Below are 23,778 nucleotides of genomic sequence, written 5' to 3'. Positions count from 1 at the left end.
CTTTAGCTCAAGCATGCCGCATATTCAAACAAAAAATACCGTCTTCAATCGAAAAAGTAGCACGTAACCTACCCTTTAAAGCAAAAATTGTAGTTTTTTTACAATCCCATCTTATTGATAAAACACTATATTTTTTTGCTTAGCAGATTTACCCCCAATTGAGGGGGCGATAATACTCAAAATGTGACTAGTATTAACGAACAAGCTGGAGCCAGCACAATCTTCAAAAACTGGGTTAAGGGGCCGTTTGTAAGCTTGTATTGAGACGGTATCGGATCTCAGGGCACAGGGAAGATACAAGCGATAGACAAGGAAGCCGCCACATTAGATTATTTATCTGAATAAGATTCTCTACCGTCCTTAAAGGGGGGTAGCAGTCTACCCAAACAGCTCACAAACGAGGGGTAGATTGTCATGGCCAAGAAACCCGGTGGCGGTGGTAAGCCGTCAGGCAATAACAATAACAATTTAGAAACAATTTCAGGCACCAATAGTAACGATGAGCTATTCGGCACAGGCGAAGACGAATCAATCCTCGGCAAAGGTGGTAATGATCTCCTGATTGGTGGAGGCGGCAACGATATACTGGATGGCGGAGCCGGCGATGATATTCTTTATGACGGTGACCGGGATGATGAGCTGATCGGCGGTAAAGGTAACGACAGTTTTTATGTCGGTGGCGGCAACAACCTGATCGATGGTGGCAGCGACTTAGATACCGTTTTTTATTCCGGCGATGTCAGGGATTACACATTCACTTCCTCCGGCAGTAGCTGGTCAGTTTCCTATCACTCGACTACTGTCGATCAGCAGGCATACACAGAAACCGATCAGCTGACCAATGTAGAGCAACTCAATTTCACCTTTGGCGATTATGACATCACCATCCTGCTCGATGGCACTAATAATGGCCCCCTTGCCATCGCTGACACCGACCTAATTTCTGAAAATGACACGCAGTTTTTCGATGTCATCGCTAATGACTGGGATTTTGAAGACGATGCGCTGATGCTGTCTGGTATTACAGCCGTTGTAGCGTCCGATCCTGAAAACATGACCGGTACTGGCACAACCACCATCTTCTACAATCAGAACCAACTCGCTCCAGGTTCTGAATACCTGATTGAATGGAATCCTGGCACTGACTTCGATTACCTGGCGCTGGGGGAGACCGCTACCGTCACTATAACTTATGAAATAACGGATCTATTATACGACTCGAATACGGTCAATACTGCAACCAGTACAAGCGACCTGACCCTCACTGTTGTCGGAACTAATGATGGGCCTGTCATTGATTCCGCCGACCTCAGCGGTGACATCACTGAGGCCGCTGCAAGCGCAGGGGCGCAGCACATTGGTTTTGAATCACTGTCTTCAGATACTAGCTACGCAGGTAATGTCCCATCGGTTTACGAAGGCTTCACGTTCTCATATTTGTATGAGCCCTCGCAGACATTCTTAGCCAACATCAAATTCTGGGAAACCGACGAGAATAGCAGCTTTACCCAAATGAACCACCTGACCGATCCGACACAGGGCGACAGTACGCTGATATATTCCGCCGAAGGCATCGGGCTGGTCATCGAATCCGAATCCGGCGGCAGCTTTAACCTGCAGAGTGCTGAATTTGCCGTGGGTGGCGATTATGCAACCCTGCTCTGGGTCACCGGATATAATGCCGATGGCAATGTTGTCGCGGAGCATAAGCAAACCATTGATGGCAGCCAGGCCTATCCCATTGCCTTCACGGGTTTTGATAATGTTTCCCGGGTGGAAGTATCCTCCCAGCAACCATCCGATCCCACACCCGACGACCCGATGAGCTACGCCGAGGGCAGTCGCACCACTATCCTCATCGACGACATTGTCCTTGAGGAAAGCACCAGCGCACACAGCGACAGCGGCACGTTTGAATTTACGGATGTGGACCTGACTGACAGCCACACTGTCAGTGTGGCGGGCAATGAGACTGCCGATTACCGCGGTCTGATGACTGCAGTGGTCAATGACGCAGCCACCGATGACACTCAGGGCCAGATCACCTGGACCTTCAACATCGCCGATGCCGACCTTGATGACCTGGCCGCCGGCCAGACCCTAACCCAGAGTTACGACATCACGGTCGATGATGGTAACGGTGGCAGCGCCACTGAAACCGTGGTCATGACCATTACCGGCACCAATGACCTACCTGTGATCGAGTCCGCCGACCTCAGCGGTAACGTCACTGAGGCCACTGCAAGCGCGGGGGCACAGCACATTGGTTTTGAATCACTGTCTTCGGACAGCAGCTACGTGGGCAATGTCCCTTCGGTTTACGAAGGCTTCACGTTCTCACATCTTTACGATGATGCTCACCAGCCTGTCATCAGGTTCTGGGAGAGCGATGAAAACACCACCAACACGCATATAAACGCACTCACACAGGACCAAGGTGATAACACGTTGCTGTATGCCGCCGAAGGGATGGGGTTGGTTATCCAGTCTGAATCCGGCGGTAGCTTCAATTTTCAGAGTGCCGAATTTGCCGTGGGTGGTGAGTATGCAACCCTGCTCTGGGTCACCGGATATGATGCCGATGGCAATGTTGTCGCGGAGCATAAGCAAACCATTGATGGCAGCCAGGCCTATCCCATTGCCTTCACGGGTTTTGATAATGTTTCCCGGGTGGAAGTATCCTCCCAGCAACCATCCGATCCCACACCCGACGACCCGATGAGCTACGCCGAGGGCAGTCGCACCACTATCCTCATCGACGACATTGTCCTTGAGGAAAGCACCAGCGCACACAGCGACAGCGGCACGTTTGAATTTACGGATGTGGACCTGACTGACAGCCACACTGTCAGTGTGGCGGGCAATGAGACTGCCGATTACCGCGGTCTGATGACTGCAGTGGTCAATGACGCAGCCACCGATGACACTCAGGGCCAGATCACCTGGACCTTCAACATCGCCGATGCCGACCTTGATGACCTGGCCGCCGGCCAGACCCTAACCCAGAGTTACGACATCACGGTCGATGATGGTAACGGTGGCAGCGCCACTGAAACCGTGGTCATGACCATTACCGGCACCAATGACCTACCTGTGATCGAGTCCGCCGACCTCAGCGGTAACGTCACTGAGGCCACTGCAAGCGCGGGGGCACAGCACATTGGTTTTGAATCACTGTCTTCGGACAGCAGCTACGTGGGCAATGTCCCTTCGGTTTACGAAGGCTTCACGTTCTCACATCTTTACGATGATGCTCACCAGCCTGTCATCAGGTTCTGGGAGAGCGATGAAAACACCACCAACACGCATATAAACGCACTCACACAGGACCAAGGTGATAACACGTTGCTGTATGCCGCCGAAGGGATGGGGTTGGTTATCCAGTCTGAATCCGGCGGTAGCTTCAATTTTCAGAGTGCCGAATTTGCCGTGGGTGGTGAGTATGCAACCCTGCTCTGGGTCACCGGATATGATGCCGATGGCAATGTTGTCGCGGAGCATAAGCAAACCATTGATGGCAGCCAGGCCTATCCCATTGCCTTCACGGGTTTTGATAATGTTTCCCGGGTGGAAGTATCCTCCCAGCAACCATCCGATCCCACACCCGACGACCCGATGAGCTACGCCGAGGGCAGTCGCACCACTATCCTCATCGACGACATTGTCCTTGAGGAAAGCACCAGCGCACACAGCGACAGCGGCACGTTTGAATTTACGGATGTGGACCTGACTGACAGCCACACTGTCAGTGTGGCGGGCAATGAGACTGCCGATTACCGCGGTCTGATGACTGCAGTGGTCAATGACGCAGCCACCGATGACACTCAGGGCCAGATCACCTGGACCTTCAACATCGCCGATGCCGACCTTGATGACCTGGCCGCCGGCCAGACCCTAACCCAGAGTTACGACATCACGGTCGATGATGGTAACGGTGGCAGCGCCACTGAAACCGTGGTCATGACCATTACCGGCACCAATGACCTACCTGTGATCGAGTCCGCCGACCTCAGCGGTAACGTCACTGAGGCCACTGCAAGCGCGGGGGCACAGCACATTGGTTTTGAATCACTGTCTTCGGACAGCAGCTACGTGGGCAATGTCCCTTCGGTTTACGAAGGCTTCACGTTCTCACATCTTTACGATGATGCTCACCAGCCTGTCATCAGGTTCTGGGAGAGCGATGAAAACACCACCAACACGCATATAAACGCACTCACACAGGACCAAGGTGATAACACGTTGCTGTATGCCGCCGAAGGGATGGGGTTGGTTATCCAGTCTGAATCCGGCGGTAGCTTCAATTTTCAGAGTGCCGAATTTGCCGTGGGTGGTGAGTATGCAACCCTGCTCTGGGTCACCGGATATGATGCCGATGGCAATGTTGTCGCGGAGCATAAGCAAACCATTGATGGCAGCCAGGCCTATCCCATTGCCTTCACGGGTTTTGATAATGTTTCCCGGGTGGAAGTATCCTCCCAGCAACCATCCGATCCCACACCCGACGACCCGATGAGCTACGCCGAGGGCAGTCGCACCACTATCCTCATCGACGACATTGTCCTTGAGGAAAGCACCAGCGCACACAGCGACAGCGGCACGTTTGAATTTACGGATGTGGACCTGACTGACAGCCACACTGTCAGTGTGGCGGGCAATGAGACTGCCGATTACCGCGGCTTGATGACTGCAGTGGTCAATGACGCAGCCACCAATGACACTCAGGGCCAGATCACCTGGACCTTCAACATCGCCGATGCCGACCTTGATGACCTGGCCGCCGGCCAGACCCTAACCCAGAGTTACGACATCACGGTCGATGATGGTAACGGTGGCAGCGCCACTGAAACCGTGGTCATGACCATTACCGGCACCAATGACGCACCAGACGTACAAGCCATAGATGTCAGCGGAACAGTCACTGAGCCGACTGATACCCCTGCAACGGGCGGGACTTTAGTGATCAATTTTGAAGACCTCGACTCACCAGGCGGGCAAACTGGTGAAATCACTGATTACAATGGTTTCACATGGGAAGGCTTTATTTTTGGCGAAACAGATGAAGGGACAGTATTAGGATTAGAAAGTCGGGGTTACAAGCAGGTCGCACTCGAAACCAACAGTAATAATATTGCATTCACTATTGGTGGCTGGGATACATCAACAAGCCCCTGGACTGGCGTAAAAGCAGTTATTTCCAGAGACAGTACGTTTAACTTCGACAGCTTAGTACTGGCAAGTGCATTCGCAGATGGCGATCCAACAACCGGAACGGATCCTGATTACGATACCGTCACCATTACAGGATACCTTGAGGGAATTGAACAGAGTTCATTGACCGTCCAGGTTGATAAAAACGATCCGCTGACCATTGATCTGAATACTGCCGAAGGCTTAACCGGTTCATTTAACACCATCGATACGGTTGAGTTTACCCACAGTTTTGGCTGGCAGATGGTGATGGATAATCTGCAATTCTCATCCATCAGTGCAGCCCCGGAAAATCCAGGGACCAGCGGTTTCCTGACCTTCACTGACGTAGATCTGACTGATCGTCCCACTGCGACCGAAGATACAAAAACCATCACCGCGCTGGCACAGGATGGCACCACGCCTCTGGTGCTAACCGCAGCCCAGATCGCTGCCATTGAAGCGGCCTTCAGTATCAGTGCCGATCCCAGCAACAGCAACAATGGCACAATTAACTGGAATTATGTCATCAGCGAAACCGAGATGGACTTCCTCGGCGAGGGCGAAGTGGTTACCGCCATATTTACCATCACCGTCACCGATGATGAAAGTGCCACGGCTACCCAGGATGTCACAATCACCCTCACCGGGACTAATGACGTCCCTATCGCAGTTACAGATACCGGCATAACGGGCGAGAACGTCAGCATCACCGTCGATGTGCTGGCCAACGATACCGATGAGGATCTCAGCGATACCCATACCATCGATAGCGTTTCCGTAGCTGCCAACCAAGGCAGTGCAACGATCATCAACAATCAGCTGCAGTGGATCCCAGGCACAGACTTCGACTATCTGGCCGAAGGTGAAACAGCCACAGTCGTTATCGATTACGGCATGAGTGACAACAACGGTGGCAGCGATAGCAGCACCCTAACGCTCACCGTGACCGGCTCCAACGACAGCCCTGTCGCCAATGTCGATACCGGCTCAGTTTACGAAAACGCCGCCTACAGCATTGATGTACTGGCCAACGATACCGACGTTGATCTCAACGATACCCATACTGTTGATAGCGTCTCTGTACCCGCGGGCCAAGGCAGCGCAACGATCGTCAACAATCAGGTACAGTGGAGCCCAGGCACGGACTTCGACTACCTGGCCGAAGGTGAAACAGCCACCGTCGTTATCGATTACGGCATGAGCGACAACAACGGCGGCAGCGACAGCAGCACCCTGACTCTCACCGTGACCGGTTCCAACGATGCGCCAGAAATCCAGGCAGTGAATGTCACTGGTGAAATTGGTGTCGCCACATCAACAAGCGATGACATATTTGTCGGCGGCTGGAACTCCAGTGCCGCTACGGATTCGCTTTTAAACGACGGTTCAGGATCACTGATAAGTACCACTCAAAGCCTGACTCTCTCCTTAGTACGCGGCATGGATACGGGTGATATTGATGGCGACGGTGATCTGGACATAGCTGCAGGTGTTAACAGTAAGAATACAAAAATACTCTTCAATAATGGCGATGGTACTTTTGTAGAGGGTCTGTCCATAGGCAGCAACGCCAATACCTTTGATGTAGCAATGGGTGATTATGATGGTGATGGTGACCTGGATATCTACAATGCTAACTGGAGTGGATCAGACGAACTCTGGTTGCAAAATGAAGATGGTACATTCAGCAAGAGTGTCCAAACTTTGGGAACAACATACAGTCGCTCTGTCGAGGCCGGTGATGTTAATGGTGATGGCAATTTAGATCTTGTCGTCGTAAATGCTTATCACGAAAACAGGGTCAACTCGAACAGGGCTAATGACGTTCTCCTGGGTGATGGTGCTGGTAACTTCACCGCCGTTGATAGTAGCGGTTCAAGTCTCAGTTTCGGTTCAGATCATAGTTTTGATGTTGATCTTGGCGATGTCGATGGCGATGGCGATCTCGATGCCGTGGTCGGCGGTTGGTGGGATACCAATCATGTTTATCTGAACGATGGTGATGGCCACTTTTCTGATTCTGGTCAGGTATTAGGGATGGCTGGTTCGGGAAGCTTCTCCCTTATTGAATTGGCCGACTTGAATGGCGATGGTTACCTGGATGCTGTTATCTCTAATAATACAGCACGTGATGAAGTATGGCTGAACGATGGGGATGATACTGGCAATTTCAGTTTTCATCAGTACCTGGGAAGTAATACTGATAACAGTTTCGGCCTGGCGTTAGCAGATTTTGACCATGACGGTGATATTGACGCCTTTATCAACACCAATAGCAGCACCACAACCGGAGACTACATCTGGGTTAATGACGGCGCTGGAAATTTTGACGCATCACCGGTAGTCGTAGGCAGTTATAGTAGCGACGCACTGTTCGTCATTGCGGGTGATTTTGATGATTCAACATCAATTACCAGTACTGAAGCCAATGGCTCTCTGACCTTCACCGACCTTGATCTGACCGACCGCCCCACCGCCGACGAAGCCACCAAAACCATCACCTCGCTGGCACAGGACGGCACCACCGCGCTGGCTTTAACCGCTACACAAACTGCCGCCATCGAAGCCGCCTTCAGCATCAGCGCCGATCCGGCCAATAGCAACAACGGTACCATTAACTGGGATTACGCCATCAGCCAGGCCGATATGGCATTCCTGGGTAAAGGTGAAGTGGTCTCCGCTATATTCACTATCACTGTGACCGATGATGAAGGTGCGACCGCCGAACAGGATGTCACTATTACGCTAACTGGATCTAACGATGCGCCTGTGGCAGGTGATATCAGCATCGCCGCGACTGAAGATGGGGCGAGCGTAACCGATAGTTTCTATGCAACGGATGCCGATACCACAGATTCTCACAGCTTTACCATCACCTCGGCCCCCAGCGAGGGCTCGGTAGTAAACAACAATGACGGCACCTTTACTTTCGGTCCCGGCACAGACTTTCAGGACCTGGCTCAGGGTCAGACCCGGGCTGTCAGCTTCAGCTACACCGCCACCGATGACTCCGGGGCAGACAACGCCACCAGTGAAACCAAAACGGTTACTATGACGGTTACCGGAACCAACGATGCACCGACTATCACCTCAACGCAGACCACTGATCCGACCTTTATCGTGAATACTGGACCGATTGAATACACGCCGGGTGATGAGTTTCTGGTCAATACCCATACGCAAAGTGCTCAGGCGGGCCCCTCTGTGACCGGCTTGGCCGATGGCGGCTTTGTGGTGACCTGGTACAGTAACGATCCTACCACCGGCGATCTATCCCAGTACAGCATTGCTGGGCAGCGTTTCGATGAGGCGGGTAATGCGGTGGGTGACGAGTTTCTGGTAAACACCCATACGCAGAATGATCAGACATCACCCTCCGTCGCCGCGCTGGCCAATGGCGGCTTTGTGGTGATCTGGAAGAGCGCCGACCCCGCCACCGGCGATACCTCAGGTGTTAGCATTGCCGGTCAGCGTTTTGATGCAACAGGTAATCCGGTGGGTGAAGAATTTTTAGTGAATACCCATAAGCAAAGTGATCAAGGTAACCCTTCAGTTACCGGGTTGACCGATGGCGGCTTTGTGGTGACCTGGCAGAGCGACGACCCCACCACCGGCGATACCTCCAGTGTTGGCATTGCCGGACAGCGTTTCGATGAGGCGGGTAATGCGGTGGGTGATGAGTTTCTGGTAAATACCCATACGCTAAATTACCAGGTTGTTCCCGCCGTCACTGGCTTGGCCGATAGCGGCTTTGTCGTCACCTGGTACAGTAATGACCCCGCCACCGGCGATACCTCCGGTGTTGGCATTGCCGGTCAGCGTTTTGATGCAACAGGTAATCCGGTGGGTGAAGAATTTTTAGTAAATACCCATACGCAGAATTCTCAGGAGTCTCCCTCAGTCACCGGATTGACCGATGGCGGCTATGTGGTGACCTGGCTGAGCGGTGACCCCGCCACCGGCGATATCTCCAGTTATGACATCGCCGGACAGCAGTATAATTCCACGGGTGATGCGGTGGGGGACGAGTTTTTAGTGAATACCCATACGCTGAATCATCAATTCGGTCCCGCAGTCACCGGATTGGCCGATGGCGGCTTTGTTGTGACTTGGTATGGAAATGACCCTGCCACCGGTGATACTTCCGGTTATGGCATCGCCGGACAGCGTTTCAATGCAGCGGGTGATACAGTGGGCGACGAGTTTTTGGTGAATACCTATACCCAGAGTTCTCAGTTGGCTCCCTCGGTCACTGGGTTGGCCAATGGTGGCTTTGTGGTGACCTGGCAGAGCGCCGACCCCACCACCGGCGATATCTCCGACTGGGGCATCGCCGCGCGTATATTTCATGCAGAAGGTGGCAATAGCCCGGCCAAGGTGGTGGATAACAGCCTCTCTTTGTCGGACATTGATAACACTACCCTGCAAAGCGCATTGGTGCAGATCGGTGACGGTTTTGCTGTAGGCGATGAACTGGTGTTTGTTGCTCTCGACGGTTCGGGTATTACCGGCACCTTCGATGCGGCGAGCGGTACTCTGACCCTGTCCGGCGAATCCTCTCTGGCCAACTATCAGGCAGCTCTGCAATCGGTCGCCTTTGCCACCACCAATAGCGAATCAGGCGTGGCTCGTGAGATTCAGTTCAGCGTTAATGATGGTTTGGCTGACAGCAACCTGATAACCCGTTCGGTATCTGTGGATGTACCGCCGCAGCCACAAACCACGGCAGCCTCAGTGGATGAAGACGCGGTGCTCAACGATACCCTGGCGGCCACCGATGCCAATGGCACCGCCCTGAGCTTCAGTGCAGGCACTACTGCACCACAAAATGGCGCTTTGGTGATTAACACCGATGGCAGTTACAGCTACACCCCCGACGCCGACTTCTTCGGCACCGACACCTTCAGCTACGTTGTCAGTGATGGTAGTCATTCGATAGAAGAGACGGTCACCGTCACTGTCAATAACGTCAACGATGCGCCGACGATCACTTCAACACTGACAACTGATCCGACTTTTATCGTGAGCGATGGCCCCGTGGAATATATGCCGGGGGATGAGTTTCTGGTGAATACCCATACGCTGAATGATCAGGAGGCATCCTCAGTCACTGGATTAAGCGATGGCGGCTTTGTGGTGACTTGGCACAGCACTGATCCCGCCACCGGCGATACCTCCTCTTGGGGCATTGCCGGACAGCGCTTTAATGCCGCCGGTGATGCGCTGGGTGAAGAATTTTTAGTTAATACCCATACGCAGAACTCTCAGGTTACACCCACAGTCACCGGATTGGCCGATGGCGGTTTTGTGGTGACCTGGTACAGTGAAGACCCCGCCACCGGGGACACCTCAGGTTGGGGCATCGCCGGCCAGCGTTTCAATGCCACAGGTGATGTTGTGGGGGATGAGTTTCTGGTGAATACCCATACTCTGGGTAATCAGTACACCCCCTCGGTTACCGGGTTGGCCGATGGCGGCTTCGTAGTGACCTGGCGGAGCCATGATCCCGCCACCGGCGATACTTCAGGTACTAGCATCGCCGGACAGCGCTTTAATGCCGCCGGTGATCCGATGGGTAACGAGTTTCTGGTGAATACCCATACGCAGAATGGACAGTACGGTTCTTCAGTTACCGGGTTGAATAATGGCGGCTTTGTGGTGACCTGGTTCAGCGAAGACCCCGCCACCGGCGACACCTCAGGTTATGGCATCGCCGGACAACGCTTTAATGCGGCCGGCGATGCGGTGGGTGACGAGTTTCTGGCGAATACCCATACTCTGGGTAATCAGTACCCTCCCTCGGTTACCGGGTTGGCCGATGGCGGCTTCGTAGTGACCTGGCAGAGCCAAGATCCCGCCACCGGCGATACCTCCGGTGCTGGCATTGCCGGGCAGCGTTTTAATGCGGCCGGGGATGCCGTTGGTGAAGAATTTCTGGTCAATACTCATACGCAGGATAATCAGTACAATCCCTCGGTCACCGGATTGACCGATGGCGGCTTCGTGGTGACTTGGGTGAGCAATGATCCCACCACCGGCGATACTTCCTATCGGGGTATTGCTGGCCAGCGCTTTGATGCCGCAGGAGATCCGGTGGGCAATGAGTTTTTGGTTAATACCCATACGCAGAATGATCAGTTCAGACCCTCAGTCACCGGACTGGCCGATGGTGGCTTTGTGGTGACCTGGTATGGTTCTGACCCTGCCACCGGCGATACCTCCCAGGACGGCATATCCGCACGTATATTCCACGCAGAAGGTGGCAGCAATCCAGCCGTAATAGTGGATAGCAGCCTCTTGTTAGCAGACATTGATAACGCCACCCTGCACAGCGCATTGATACAGATCGGTGACGGCTTTGCTGCTGGTGATGAACTGGTGTTTGTTGCACCAGACGGCTCGGGTATTACCGGCACATTCGATGCGGCAAGCGGTACCCTGACCCTGACGGGTGAATCTTCGCTGGCCAACTACCAGGCGGCATTGCAATCGGTCGCCTTCGCCACAACGAATAGTGAATCGGGCGCCTTACGGGTTATACAGTTCAGCGTCAATGACGGCTTGGCTGACAGCAACCTGATCACACGTTCGGTGTCTGTCGACGTTCCGCCGCAGCCGCAAACCACTGCCGCCACCGTGGATGAAGACACTGTGCTCAATGATACCCTGGCAGCTACCGATGCCAATGGCACCGCCCTGAGCTTCAGCGCAGGCACCACTGTGCCACAAAATGGCGCACTGCTGATCAACAGCGATGGCAGTTACAGCTACACCCCCGACGCCGACTTCTTCGGTACCGATACATTCAGCTACCTAGTCAGCGATGGCAGCCATGATATCGAAGAGACGGTCACCGTCACCGTCAATAACGTCAACGATGCACCTGTTGCAGGTGACGTCAGCATCGCCGCGACTGAAGACGGGGCAAGCGTAACAGATAGCTTCTATGCAACGGATGCCGATACCACTGATACACACAGCTTTGCCGTTACTTCGACTCCAGCCGAAGGCTCGTTGGCCAACAACAATGATGGCAGCTTTACTTTCGATCCCGGCACAGACTTTCAGGACCTGACCCAGGGTCAGACCCGGGATGTCAGTTTCAGCTACACCGCCACCGATGACTCCGGGGCGGACAACGCCACCAGTGAAGCCAAGACGATTACGGTGACGGTTACCGGAACCAACGATACCCCGGTTGTGAAGATCAGCAATCCAAGCGAGAACTTTACCGGGAGTGTGACTGAATCCGATTCTGACGACCCAGCCCTCAATGCCGCTACTCTTACAACCGCTGCCGCCATTGCGTTTGCTGACCTTGATGTTACCGATACGAACCACAGCGTTTCTGTGGATTCTGTCGCTGTGTCATCGGGCAATGCAGGCTCCCTGGATAATGCAACACTACTGGGCTTTATGTCTGCGAATACGACCGGGGCGCCCAGCGATGGTATCGATGGTTCGATAAACTGGTCCTTTGCCGCGGCAGGTAATCAGTTTGACTATCTCGACCAGGGAGAAACGCTGGAACTGACCTATACTCTGGAACTCTCGGATGAAGTTGACAGCACTCAGACCGAGGTGACTATCACCGTGACAGGTGCTGGCGATATTCCGGTTCTGACCAATAGCGTGGAAGCTCAAAGTGGGTTCGTCGGTGATAGCTTCACCGTTACGCTCCCAACCGATCTGTTTACAGACCATGATGAAGGTGGCTCTGTTTCGTATACGGCGGCACTGGATGACGGTTCGCCGCTGCCCGGTTGGTTATCGTTGAATGAAACTACCTATGAATTGAGCGGAACGCCCGGCGCGACTGATTCAGGCCTCTACAACATCAATGTCACCGCAACAGAAGACGACGGCCAGCAAAGCAACTATGTATTCACCCTGACGGTTCTCGACGGCTCAGTGATTACAGGTACCATCGGCAATGATAATCTCACAGGCACGATCAACGGTGATTTTATCCAGGGACTTGCCGGGAATGATACGTTAAGGGGGGCAACCGGCGCAGATCTTCTCGAGGGTGGCGAAGGTAGTGATTTCCTGTATGGCGAAGCAGGTGATGATGTCCTGACCGGAGGGCTCGATACCGATTATGATTCACTGTATGGCGGTGACGGCAACGACACACTGACTGGCGGCGAAGGTGGCAGCTACCTTCAAGGTGATGATGGCGATGATGTGTATACGGGAGGCAGCGGCACCGACAACATCTATGCCAGTACTGACTACGGCTACACGGAGACCATCGACGCAGGGGCAGGTAACGATTTTGTATACGACATTGGCTACACAGGTAGCGACATGGTCAACCTGGGCAGCGGGGATGACTATGTCCGGCTCTATGTAGGAGGCAATTCTATTTATATGGGTACTCCGACACTGACCTTAGGTGCCGGGCAGGATGAGGTGGATCTCTACGCTTCATCCTTTAACCAGTATGCCTTTGTTACCATCACCGACTTTGAAGCAGGCGCTGACGGCGACTTTATAGATCTTAATTATATCCTCAATTACCGCCTCACAGGCTGGGATGGCAGCGTTAATCCGTTTAATGCGACGGCAGGATTTTTCAAATTAATGCAAGCCGGTACGGATACCCTGCTTCAAATCGATACCAATGGCGATGGCGACAATTACGTGACGGCGGTGGTATTTGAGAACGTTGATGTAAGCAACTTCACTGCCGATAACTTCTCGCCCGCGTATCCACCGGATGGCAGTGTGCCTAGCGGTGAGACAATCGAGGGAACGGCGGCTGGCGAGACTCTGTATGGAACCATTGGTGCCGATACGATCGACGCACTGGAGGGCAATGATTGGGTTTATGGTGGTTCTGCCAGTGATACGATTGATGGTGGCCAAGGTATCGATTACCTATACGGAGAAGCAGGTGATGACATCCTGACTGGAGGCAACGATACCGATTACGATTATCTCTATGGGGGAGACGGTAACGACACCCTGACCGGCGGTGAAGGTGGCAGTACTCTCCAGGGTGATAAGGGCAATGATGTACTCACGGGTGGCAGTGGTGCTGATAACATCTATGCCGACACCGATTCCGGCTACACGGAGACCATCGACGCAGGTGCGGGTAATGATCGTGTTTATGACGTGGGCTACTATGGTAGTGATTCGGTCGACCTGGGCAGCGGCGATGACTATGTCAGGATTCGGGTTCAGGGTAATTCCACCTATCAGGGAACCCCTACACTCACGTTGGGAACCGGTCAGGATGAGGTAGATTTCCTTTACTCAAACTTCAGCCAGTATGCTTTTACCACCATCACCGACTTTGAAACAGGCGCTGGCGGCGACATCATTAATCTTGATTATATCCTCAATAACCGCCTCACAGGCTGGGATGGCAGCGTTAACCCCTTTAATGCGACGGCCGGCTTCCTCCAACTGATACAATCCGGTACGGATACCCTGCTTCAAATCGATACCAACGGCAGTGGCGACAGTTACATGACGGCGGTGGTATTTGAAAACGTTGAAGTAAGCAGCTTCACATCCGATAATTTCTCGCCCGCGTGGCCGCTAAATGGCAGTGTGCAGACCGGTGAGACGATCGAGGGAACGGCGGCTGGTGAGACTCTGTATGGAACCATTGGTGCCGATACCATCGACGCACTGGAGGGCAATGACTGGATTTATGGTGGTTTTTCCAGTGATACGATTGATGGAGGCCAAGGTAACGATTACCTATACGGGGAAGCGGGTGATGATATCCTGACTGGAGGCAACGATACCGATTACGATTATCTCTATGGCGGAGACGGTAACGACACCCTGACCGGTGGTGAAGGTGGCAGTACTCTCCGGGGTAATAAGGGCGATGATGTGCTTACGGGAGGCAGTGGTGCTGATAACATCTATGCCGATACTGACTCCGGCTACACGGAGACCATCGACGCAGGTGCGGGTAACGATCGTGTTTATGAAGTAGGCTACTATGGTGACGACATGGTCGATCTGGGCAGCGGTGATGATTATGTAAGCCTTCATGTTGCCGGAAACTCCACCTACCAGGGTACCCCGACACTGACCTTGGGAGCCGGACAGGATGAGGTGGATCTCTTCAACTCATACTTTAACCAGTATGCTTTTGCCACCATCACTGACTTTGAAGCGGGCGATGGCGGTGACATTATCAACCTGAATTATACCCTCAATAGCCGCCTCACAGGCTGGGATGGCGCATCAAGCCCCTTTGCCTCCGGATATATGAAACTTATCCAGGATGGCGATCATGCCCTGCTGCAAATCGATACCAACGGCGGTGGCGACAGTTACGTGACGGCGGTGGTATTTGAAAACGTTGATGTAAACAGCTTCACAACCGATAACTTCTCCCCCGCGTTTCCGCCGGATGGCAGTGGCATCTTCGGTACGACCTTTACCGGAACCTTAGGCAACGATGTTTATGACGGCACTATCGGTGACGATAGTATCACCGGCGGTGCTGGCGAAGACACACTGAGCGGTGGTAATGGTAACGACAGCATCGATGGTGGTATAGATAATGACACGATTGACGGAAGCTTCGGTAACGATACTCTGGCTGGCGGTGGAGGAGATGATCAACTGTCTGGTGGTGACGGTAAAGACACCTTCGTATTCTCCCTGCCCGTTTCTCTCTTGCCCTTGGGCTATGTTGACACCGACACCATCAACGATTTCAACATCGCAGATGGCGATACAATAAACCTTACCGGCTTACTAAGCGGCCTGTCCGGCCTCAGTGAAACCGGCGCCAGCCTCGATCCGGTACTGGATTTCTCCTTTAACGGTTCAGCAACTGTCCTTGAAGTAATTGGGATCGATGCCAATGGTGACGGTTATGGCGATCAGTCAATTGTGTTATCCAACGTCGATCTGACGGACGGAAGTAGCCTCAGTGATGAGCAGATCATTGATGCCCTCTTTGCCGGAAATAATCTGGATATCTTTTCATGAATGAGCCGGGGAGGTAACGGCCCTACCCGTTACCTCTCCCTGCTTCCAGGCTTTACCTGACAGGGAGTTACAGCGTTTATGGCGAATGAATCTGTCTTTACCCGGGTGTTCAAGAGTATCCGTTTCGGGCTGGTTTCAGTGCTGGGCATCAGCTTTTTTATCAATTTGCTGATGCTGGCCAGCCCTCTCTATATGCTGCAGGTTTATGACCGCATCCTGACCAGCCGCAGTGTCGATACCCTGGTGCTGCTGACAATTATCGTAGTAGCGGCCCTCGCTACTATCGGTTTTCTGGAGGCGGTGCGCAGTGGCCTGATGGCTAAGATCAGCCACTGGATGAGTCAGGCGCTGTCCGGCGAAACCCTCAATGTCAGTATCAAGCGAACTCTCAGGATGGAACAACCCGCCAATGTGCAAAGCCTGCGGGATCTGGATACGGTGCGCGGTTTTCTCACCAGTCCCACCGTCTATCCGCTGGTCGACGCACCTTGGGCAACGATCTACCTGGCGGCCATTTTCCTGCTGCACCCCCTACTCGGCTGGATCGCTTTGGGCGGCGCGTTAGTGTTACTGATTATCGCCATTGCCAATGATATCGGTACCCGCAAGCGGCAACAGGCCGCCGGTGAAACCGCCATGGTAGCCCTGCAGCACGCTGAATCCACGGTGCGTAATGCCGATGCCGTAGTTGCAATGGGCATGGCGCCCCACCTGGTTGATTGCTGGAACCGCGCCAATAACGCCAGCCTTGAGCAGCAAGCGGTGGCCGGTCGGCGCAGCACTGTGCTGGTTTCAATATCCAAGTTTATCCGCCTCAGCCTGCAGGTCGCTATTCTGGGCACCGGCGCCTTTCTAGCCATTGGCGGTGAGATCTCCGCCGGCGCCATCATCGCCGCCTCGATTCTGGTCGGCCGCGCCCTGTCCCCGGTTGATCAGGCAATTGTCACCTGGCGCTCGGCACTGGCGGCGCGGGCCGCCTATAACCGACTCAAATCACATTTTCACAATCAGCTGGCTGAGATTGAAAAAATGTCCCTGCCGGAACCTAAAGGCGATATCAGTGTTGAAGCACTGAACTTCGCTTTTCCGGGCACCGGGGAGGCGATCCTGAAAGGTATTCAATTTGATCTCACTGCCGGCGAAACCCTGGCCCTGATCGGCCCCTCCGGCTCCGGCAAGACCACTCTGGTACGGTTGATACTGGGTAACCTGCACCCTCTGTCAGGCCATGCAAGACTCGACGGCATGGATACCGAGCAATGGGAGTCAGCTGATAGGGGCCAATATATCGGCTATCTGCCACAGGATGTGGAGTTGTTCGCCGGCAGCGTACGGCAGAACATCGCCCGCATGACTGAAGGTGATACTGATCTGGTAATTGAGGCCGCCCGGCTGGCTGACGTGCACGAGCTGATTATGCGTCTGCCGCAGGGGTATGACACCCAGATCGGAGCTCAGGGCATGGCGCTTTCCGGTGGCCAGCGGCAACGCATCGGTCTGGCCCGCGCGCTCTATGGCAATCCACGTCTGGTGGTACTGGATGAACCCAATGCCAACCTGGATCAGGCCGGTGATGAAGCACTAGCTAAAGTGCTGGACACTCTCAGGAAACATGAAGTCACCACCATTATCATCTCACACCGACCAACGGTGTTTGAGTGGGTAACCAAAGTCGCGGTACTGCAGGATGGCAGCCTGCGGGCTTTCGGACCTAAAGAGGAAGTGTTCAATAAAGCGGCGGCTTCGAGGAACGTCTCGCCGGCCAGGAAAATGTCCCCGCCAACAATGACTTATAAGATGGAGACGCCTGATGCTATCAAATAATCTCCCTGAGCGTCCCGAAATACGCAGTACCGTCATTTTCGGCATGGTTGTCATTTTAGCCTTCTTCGGCACATTCCTGGGCTGGTCAATCCTGTCTCCACTTGAAAGCGCCGCTATCGCCGTTGGCGAGGTCGGCACTGTGGGCAAGCAGAAAGTGATCCAGCACCTTGAAGGCGGCATCGTCAGTGAAATACTGGTTAAAGATGGCGATATCGTCGCATCGGGCCAGGTACTTGTCCGGCTGGATGAAACCCAGCCACAGGCAAACCTGAACCTGATTCGCGGCCGCTATCATGCCGCCCTGGCCTTGCAGGCCAGGTTGATGGCCGAACGTGATGGCTTGCAGGAGATTACCTTCCCCGGGACTCTGCAGCAATCGAACGACGAAAATGTTGCCGTCATTGTGCGCGGACAGGGCAATATTATCGCTTCCAGGCGCACCGCACTGGACAAAAAGCGCGGCATTCTGCAACAGCGTATCTCCCAGTATCAGGCAGAAATCAAAGGCCTGCGCCAGGCGGTCCAATCACAGAACAGACAACTTACTCTGACCCAGCAAGAGGTCGATGCTTACCAGCACCTGGAAACAAATGGTATGTCCGCCGGTAAAACACGCATGTTGCAGTTAAAAAAAGAGTACGCCCGCATCAAAGGCGAGAAGAGCAAGAATCTCGCGGCCATCGCCCGGACTGAACAAAATATCGGCGAGACAGAACTGCGTATCAGTACCCTCGACACCCAATTCCTGAATGAGGTCATTGAAGAGTTACGAGAGGTCGAAAATGAGGTATTTGACCTCGATGAAAAGCTCCGCGCTGCTACGGATGTGGTTGAGCGAATAGAGATACGGGCGCCACTTGCCGGCACCATTGTCGGGCTGCAGATTTTTACCGAGGGCGGCGTCATCGGACCGGGCGAACAGGTATTGGGAATTGTTCCTTCCGATGAGCAGTTGATTATAGAAGCCAGAGTCTCACCCAATGACATCGACATTGTCCGGCCGGGCCTGCCCGCACACGTCCGCTATACTGCGTTCTCGAGTCGTACCCACTCGCCGGTTGATGGCAAGGTGATCAATGTGTCTGCCGATCGTTTTACCGACGAGCGTACCGGGGAAGCCTACTACAAAGCCGAAGTGGCACTGACTGGCAATATCGAAGCGGCGCTTAATGGCGAATCACTGTATCAGGGCATGCAGGCAGAAGTAATGATTGTGACCGGCTCACGCACGCCGATGGACTATCTGCTGGAACCTCTGACGGAGAGCCTTAACCGGGCCTTCAGAGAGTGAGGCAAACAGGAGAAGAAGGAAATCTTTTAATTCTACCAAACTTACACTTGAGCTGACATTTCAGCGCCAGCTCAAGTACTGTTCAGCAATTCCGGAAAGCAGCTACTTCACTACAAACTCACCGACCATGCCCTTGTTTTGCAAACCATCGGCATAGAATTCAAAGCTACCCGGCTTGATCGGCACAAAGTAGATCTCGGCGCTGCCTTCATCTTCGAATTCAAGTTCAGTCAGGGTCATCGCCTTGATCTCCATGCCGCCGGCTTCCACCTTGCGCAGATAGATAGAGGTAAAGAACTCCGGTGCCTGCAAGGCATATTCTTTTAAGCCGCTCGAAGTAATTTCCAATTTATAAGCGGTACCGGTTTCCAGTTCATAGCGCTTTTCAGACAAGCTGTAATCACTCTGTTCACTACCCATCACCAGATCAGGCAACGCAACCGGTTTACGGGTCAGATCACCCTTCGCCAGCACGCTGCCGCTTAAAGAAATAGACGCAGCCATAACCGCTACAGACAAAGATTTAACCAGATTCATAACCTAACCCCAGACATGTTTATAGATGACACTATTAATCCTAGAGCGCCATGAAATTTTAAAAATAGTACTTCAGGACTAATTGATTGGTACTTTCTTCATATTTAATCCGTGCCCTTTCCTGCCTATCCTGAAACTCTGGAATTTATTGGAGTTGAGACTGGTGTTTAAGATTAATGAGCTGTTTAGCCGTTTGGCACTGTTACTGATACTTGCTCTGGGCTTCCCAACCCTGCTGCTGGCAGAACCGCTACAGATAAAAATCGGTTTTATAGCCTGGCACCCTGACCAGGGCGCGGTACTGTCTAACCTGTTACCGGAACCTGAAGACCGGGGTTTCAAAGGCGCCGAGCTGGGCCTGAAAGACAACAACACCACCGGCCGCTTCCTGAAACAGCAATACTCACTGAAAACAGCCCTGGCCGAGGATCCTGAACAAGTCAGCGCAATCGCCGGACAATGGCTTGATCAAGGTATTAAACTGCTGATTGCTGATCTGCCTGCTGCCCAACTTAACCAGTTAACAACCCTGGCAACAGAACATCAGGCTCTGGTATTGAATGCCGGCAGTTACGACAACGATATCCGTACCAGCCAGTGCCTGCCGAATACTCTGCATACCCTGCCTAGCCGGGCGATGCTGACCGATGCTCTGGGGCAGTGGAGCAGTGCCCGCCGACTGCGCGACTGGCTTCTGATCAAAGGCCAGCAACCCGAAGATATCGCATACGCGGATGCCCTGAAGCGCAGCGCTAAACGTTTCGGCATCAATATCGTGGCTGATAAAACCTGGGATTTCGATACCGACCTGCGCCGCACCGCCCAGAGCGAACTGCCACTGTTCACCCAAACCGATGAGTATGATCTGGTGGTTCTCGCCGATGAACGAGGGGACTTTGGTGAGTATGTGATGTTCAACACCTGGTATCCCCGTCCGGTTGCCGGTACCCAGGGCCTCACTCCGGTTGCCTGGCACCGGGTCGTCGAACAGTGGGGTGCCGCACAGCTACAGAGCCGATTCGGTAAGCTGAGCCAGCGCTGGATGAACAATAAGGATTATGCCGCCTGGCTTGCAATGCGGGCCATTGGCGAGGCGGTCACCCAAAGCAAAACCAACGATGCACAGCAACTGTTCAACTTTATGCTGTCAGACAGTTTTCAGCTGGCCGGCTTTAAAGGGCGCAAACTCAACTTCCGCCCCTGGAGTGGTCAGTTACGCCAGCCTATCCCCCTGGTGCAGCCCCGCTCCCTGGTTTCACAACCGCCACTGGAAGGTTTCCTCCACCCGGTCACAGAGCTGGATACACTGGGCTTCGACAAGCCTGAATCCGCCTGCACAGCAAGCTTTCAAAGCTAATAAATATAAGATTAATAAATACAGGTTCAGTATATGCTCCCTTTAAAAAGTAAACCCCGCCTTCTGACAACGCTATTGAGCGTCATGCTCTGCAGTACTCCGGTACTGGCAGAAAAAGCCTATGTATCGAATGAGAAAGACAACACTATCTCGATCATCGATCTGGATAGCATGGAAGTTACCGAAACCCTTAATGTCGGGGAGCGGCCCCGCGGTATCATTTTCAGTCAGGACCGCAGCAAACTCTACATCTGCGCCAGTGACTCCGACACAGTTCAGGTAATGGACCTGAAGGATCACAGTATTATTGCCGAACTGCCTTCCGGCGAAGATCCGGAGCAGTTTGCCCTGCATCCGGATGATCGTCGTCTCTATATCGCCAACGAAGATGACGCCCTGGTGACAGTCGTCGATACCCAGACCCATGAAGTACTGGCGCAGATTGATGTCGGCGTAGAACCGGAAGGCATGGCGGTCAGTCCCGATGGCAAGTGGGCGGTAAGCACCAGTGAAACCACCAACATGGTGCACTGGATCGATACCGAAACTAACCAACTGATCGATAACACCCTGGTCGATCAGCGCCCCCGCCATGTCGAATTCACCCAGGACAGCAGCATCCTCTGGGCCTCGTCTGAAATTGGCGGCACCGTCTCGGTTATTGATGTTGCCAGCCGCCAGATTCAGCACAAGCTTAATTTTAAGATCAAAGGCATTCACCCGGATAAGGTCCAGCCGGTTGGTGTCAGGCTGACCGATGATGGCAAATACGCATTTGTCGCGCTGGGTCCGGCCAACCACGTCGCCGTGGTCGACGCACAAACCTATGAAGTGATCGACTACCTGCTGGTAGGCCGCCGGGTCTGGCATATGGATTTCAACGCCGATCAGACAAAGCTGTTAACCACCAATGGTGTCAGCGGCGATATCTCAGTGATCGATATTAATAAGATGAAGGTCACTAAATCGATCAAAGTGGGTCGCTACCCATGGGGCGTACGGATTAAATCCTGATGACCATTGAAGTGCGTGATCTTAGCTTCAGCTATGGCAAGAAAGCCGCGCTGAATCAGCTGAATTTTGATCTGACGCCGGGGGCGTTCAACGCCCTGCTGGGGCCTAACGGTGCAGGCAAAAGCACCCTGTTCGCCCTGCTGACCCGCCTCTACTCGCTGCAGCAGGGTGAGATCACTATCAGCGGCGACTCGATCCGTCGTCATCCCGCTAATGTGATGCGAAAGCTGGGTGTAGTGTTTCAGCAAAGCACCCTGGATCTGGACCTGACCGTTGGCCAGAACCTGCAATATCATGCGGCGTTACATGGTATAAGTGCGGCCGCCGCCCGGCCGCGCATCGCTGCAGAACTGGAACGATTGCACATGGCGGAGCGGATCAATGACAAAGTTCGCGCCCTCAACGGCGGACACCGACGGCGGGTAGAGATCGCCCGCGCCTTGCTACACCGGCCACAGATTCTGCTGTTGGATGAACCGACTGTTGGCCTCGACCCTCAGGCCAGAAGCGAACTCAACCAACATATACGGAAACTTTGTCAAACTGACGGACTGACGGTGCTGTGGGCGACTCACCTGATTGAAGAAGTTGAGCCACATGACCCGGTCATCATACTGCACCGGGGAGATATTCTGGCCCGGGGCAGCGCAGAGGATATCTGTAGTCAAACTCAAAAAACACTACTCAGTGACGCTTTCCAACTGCTCACCCTTAACGGAGAAAAGGCCGGGGAAGCGAATACCAGCGGTGGAGATAGATAATGAAACTCAGCGCTTATCTGATCTGTTTCAATGGTTTGTTACAGCGGGAACTTCTGCGTTTCGTGCAGCAGCGTTCGCGTTTCCTCAGCGCGCTGGTTCGCCCTCTGTTATGGCTGGTAGTATTTGCCGCCGGTTTCCGTGCGGCACTGGGAATATCGATTATTGAGCCCTATGAAACCTATATCACCTATGAAGTGTATATAGTCCCCGGGCTGTGCTGCATGATTATCCTGTTTAACGGCATGCAGAGCTCGCTATCGATGGTCTACGACCGTGAAATGGGCAGCATGCGGGTGCTGCTGGTCAGCCCCCTGCCGCGACCATTCCTGCTGCTGGCAAAGCTGATTGCCAGTGCGCTGATCTCAATGCTGCAGGTTTATGCGTTTCTGGCTATCGCCTGGTTATGGGGAATTGAACCGCCGCTGGCCGGATTGATTACCGTACTGCCCGCATTGCTATTGAGTGCGCTGATGCTAAGCGCTATCGGCCTGTTTATTTCGGCCCGGATCAGACAGCTGGAAAATTTTGCCGGGGTAATGAACTTCGTCATTTTCCCAATGTTTTTTATGTCCTCTGCTCTGTATCCACTGTGGAAGATGCGCGAGGCCAGTGAGTGGCTGTTCTGGGTGTGCAGCTTTAACCCTTTCAGCCATGCCGTAGAACTGGTTCGCTTCGGGCTTTACCAGCAGCTCAATCTGCAAGCCCTGCTGGTGACGGCTGGTATCACCCTGATCGCATCAATTCTGGCGGTCAGCGGTTTTCAACCCCAGAAAGGTGGCCGGGGTTGATAAGGAAAGAAGCATCAGGCAAGAAGCATAAAGAATGGAGCA

8 protein-coding genes are annotated in these 23,778 nt (G+C 53.4%); 7 read left to right on the top strand and 1 reads right to left on the bottom strand.

All coding sequences use genetic code 11. The features are described from left to right. Positions 1-414: 414 nt before the first annotated feature. The 3 genes from ACQUQM_RS02915 to ACQUQM_RS02905 all read left to right on the top strand — a co-directional run bounded on the left by ACQUQM_RS02915 (position 415) and on the right by ACQUQM_RS02905 (position 19,279). Positions 415-16,164 (top strand): VCBS domain-containing protein, encoded by a 15,750-nt coding sequence (locus ACQUQM_RS02915; protein WP_432472983.1) that lies wholly within the window; start codon positions 415-417, stop codon positions 16,162-16,164. Positions 16,165-16,242: 78 nt separating this feature from the next. Further along, entirely contained in the window at positions 16,243-17,988 is a 1,746-nt protein-coding gene (locus tag ACQUQM_RS02910; protein ID WP_432472982.1) for a type I secretion system permease/ATPase, read from the top strand. Then, positions 17,975-19,279 (top strand): HlyD family type I secretion periplasmic adaptor subunit, encoded by a 1,305-nt coding sequence (locus ACQUQM_RS02905; protein WP_432472981.1) that lies wholly within the window; start codon positions 17,975-17,977, stop codon positions 19,277-19,279. Before ACQUQM_RS02910 ends, ACQUQM_RS02905 begins: the two co-directional genes overlap by 14 nt. Before the next feature lie 102 nt (positions 19,280-19,381). Here ACQUQM_RS02905 and ACQUQM_RS02900 read toward each other — a convergent pair whose 3' ends face one another. Next, the gene (locus tag ACQUQM_RS02900) at positions 19,382-19,816 is read right to left on the bottom strand and encodes a copper-binding protein (RefSeq protein WP_432472980.1); all 435 of its coding nucleotides are present in this window, start codon (positions 19,814-19,816) and stop codon (positions 19,382-19,384) included. 163 nt (positions 19,817-19,979) lie between these two features. Here ACQUQM_RS02900 and ACQUQM_RS02895 point away from each other — a divergent pair, with 163 nt between their 5' ends. Genes ACQUQM_RS02895 through ACQUQM_RS02880 form a run of 4 tightly spaced genes read left to right on the top strand, consistent with a single transcriptional unit; the run spans position 19,980 to position 23,736 of the window. After that, positions 19,980-21,173, top strand: a complete 1,194-nt coding sequence (locus tag ACQUQM_RS02895) for an ABC transporter substrate-binding protein (RefSeq protein WP_432472979.1) — start codon at positions 19,980-19,982, stop codon at positions 21,171-21,173. Positions 21,174-21,206: 33 nt separating this feature from the next. Beyond that, on the top strand, positions 21,207-22,187 hold the full coding sequence (locus ACQUQM_RS02890) for a YVTN family beta-propeller repeat protein (RefSeq protein ID WP_432472978.1): 981 nt from the start codon (positions 21,207-21,209) through the stop codon (positions 22,185-22,187). Beyond that, positions 22,187-22,948, top strand: coding sequence for an ABC transporter ATP-binding protein (locus ACQUQM_RS02885; RefSeq protein ID WP_432472977.1), 762 nt, complete (start codon positions 22,187-22,189; stop codon positions 22,946-22,948). The genes ACQUQM_RS02890 and ACQUQM_RS02885 overlap by 1 nt, the downstream gene beginning before the upstream one ends. After that, positions 22,948-23,736: an ABC transporter permease gene (locus ACQUQM_RS02880; RefSeq protein WP_432472976.1), complete on the top strand. Its 789-nt coding sequence runs from the start codon at positions 22,948-22,950 to the stop codon at positions 23,734-23,736. Before ACQUQM_RS02885 ends, ACQUQM_RS02880 begins: the two co-directional genes overlap by 1 nt. The last annotated feature ends 42 nt before the right edge of the window (positions 23,737-23,778 follow it).

The sequence above is a fragment of the Amphritea sp. HPY genome (assembly GCF_050870985.1).
Taxonomy (GTDB): Bacteria; Pseudomonadota; Gammaproteobacteria; order Pseudomonadales; family Balneatricaceae; genus Amphritea.
Note: the sequence above shows the minus strand (reverse complement) of the source record. Positions and strands in the feature narration are given on the sequence as shown.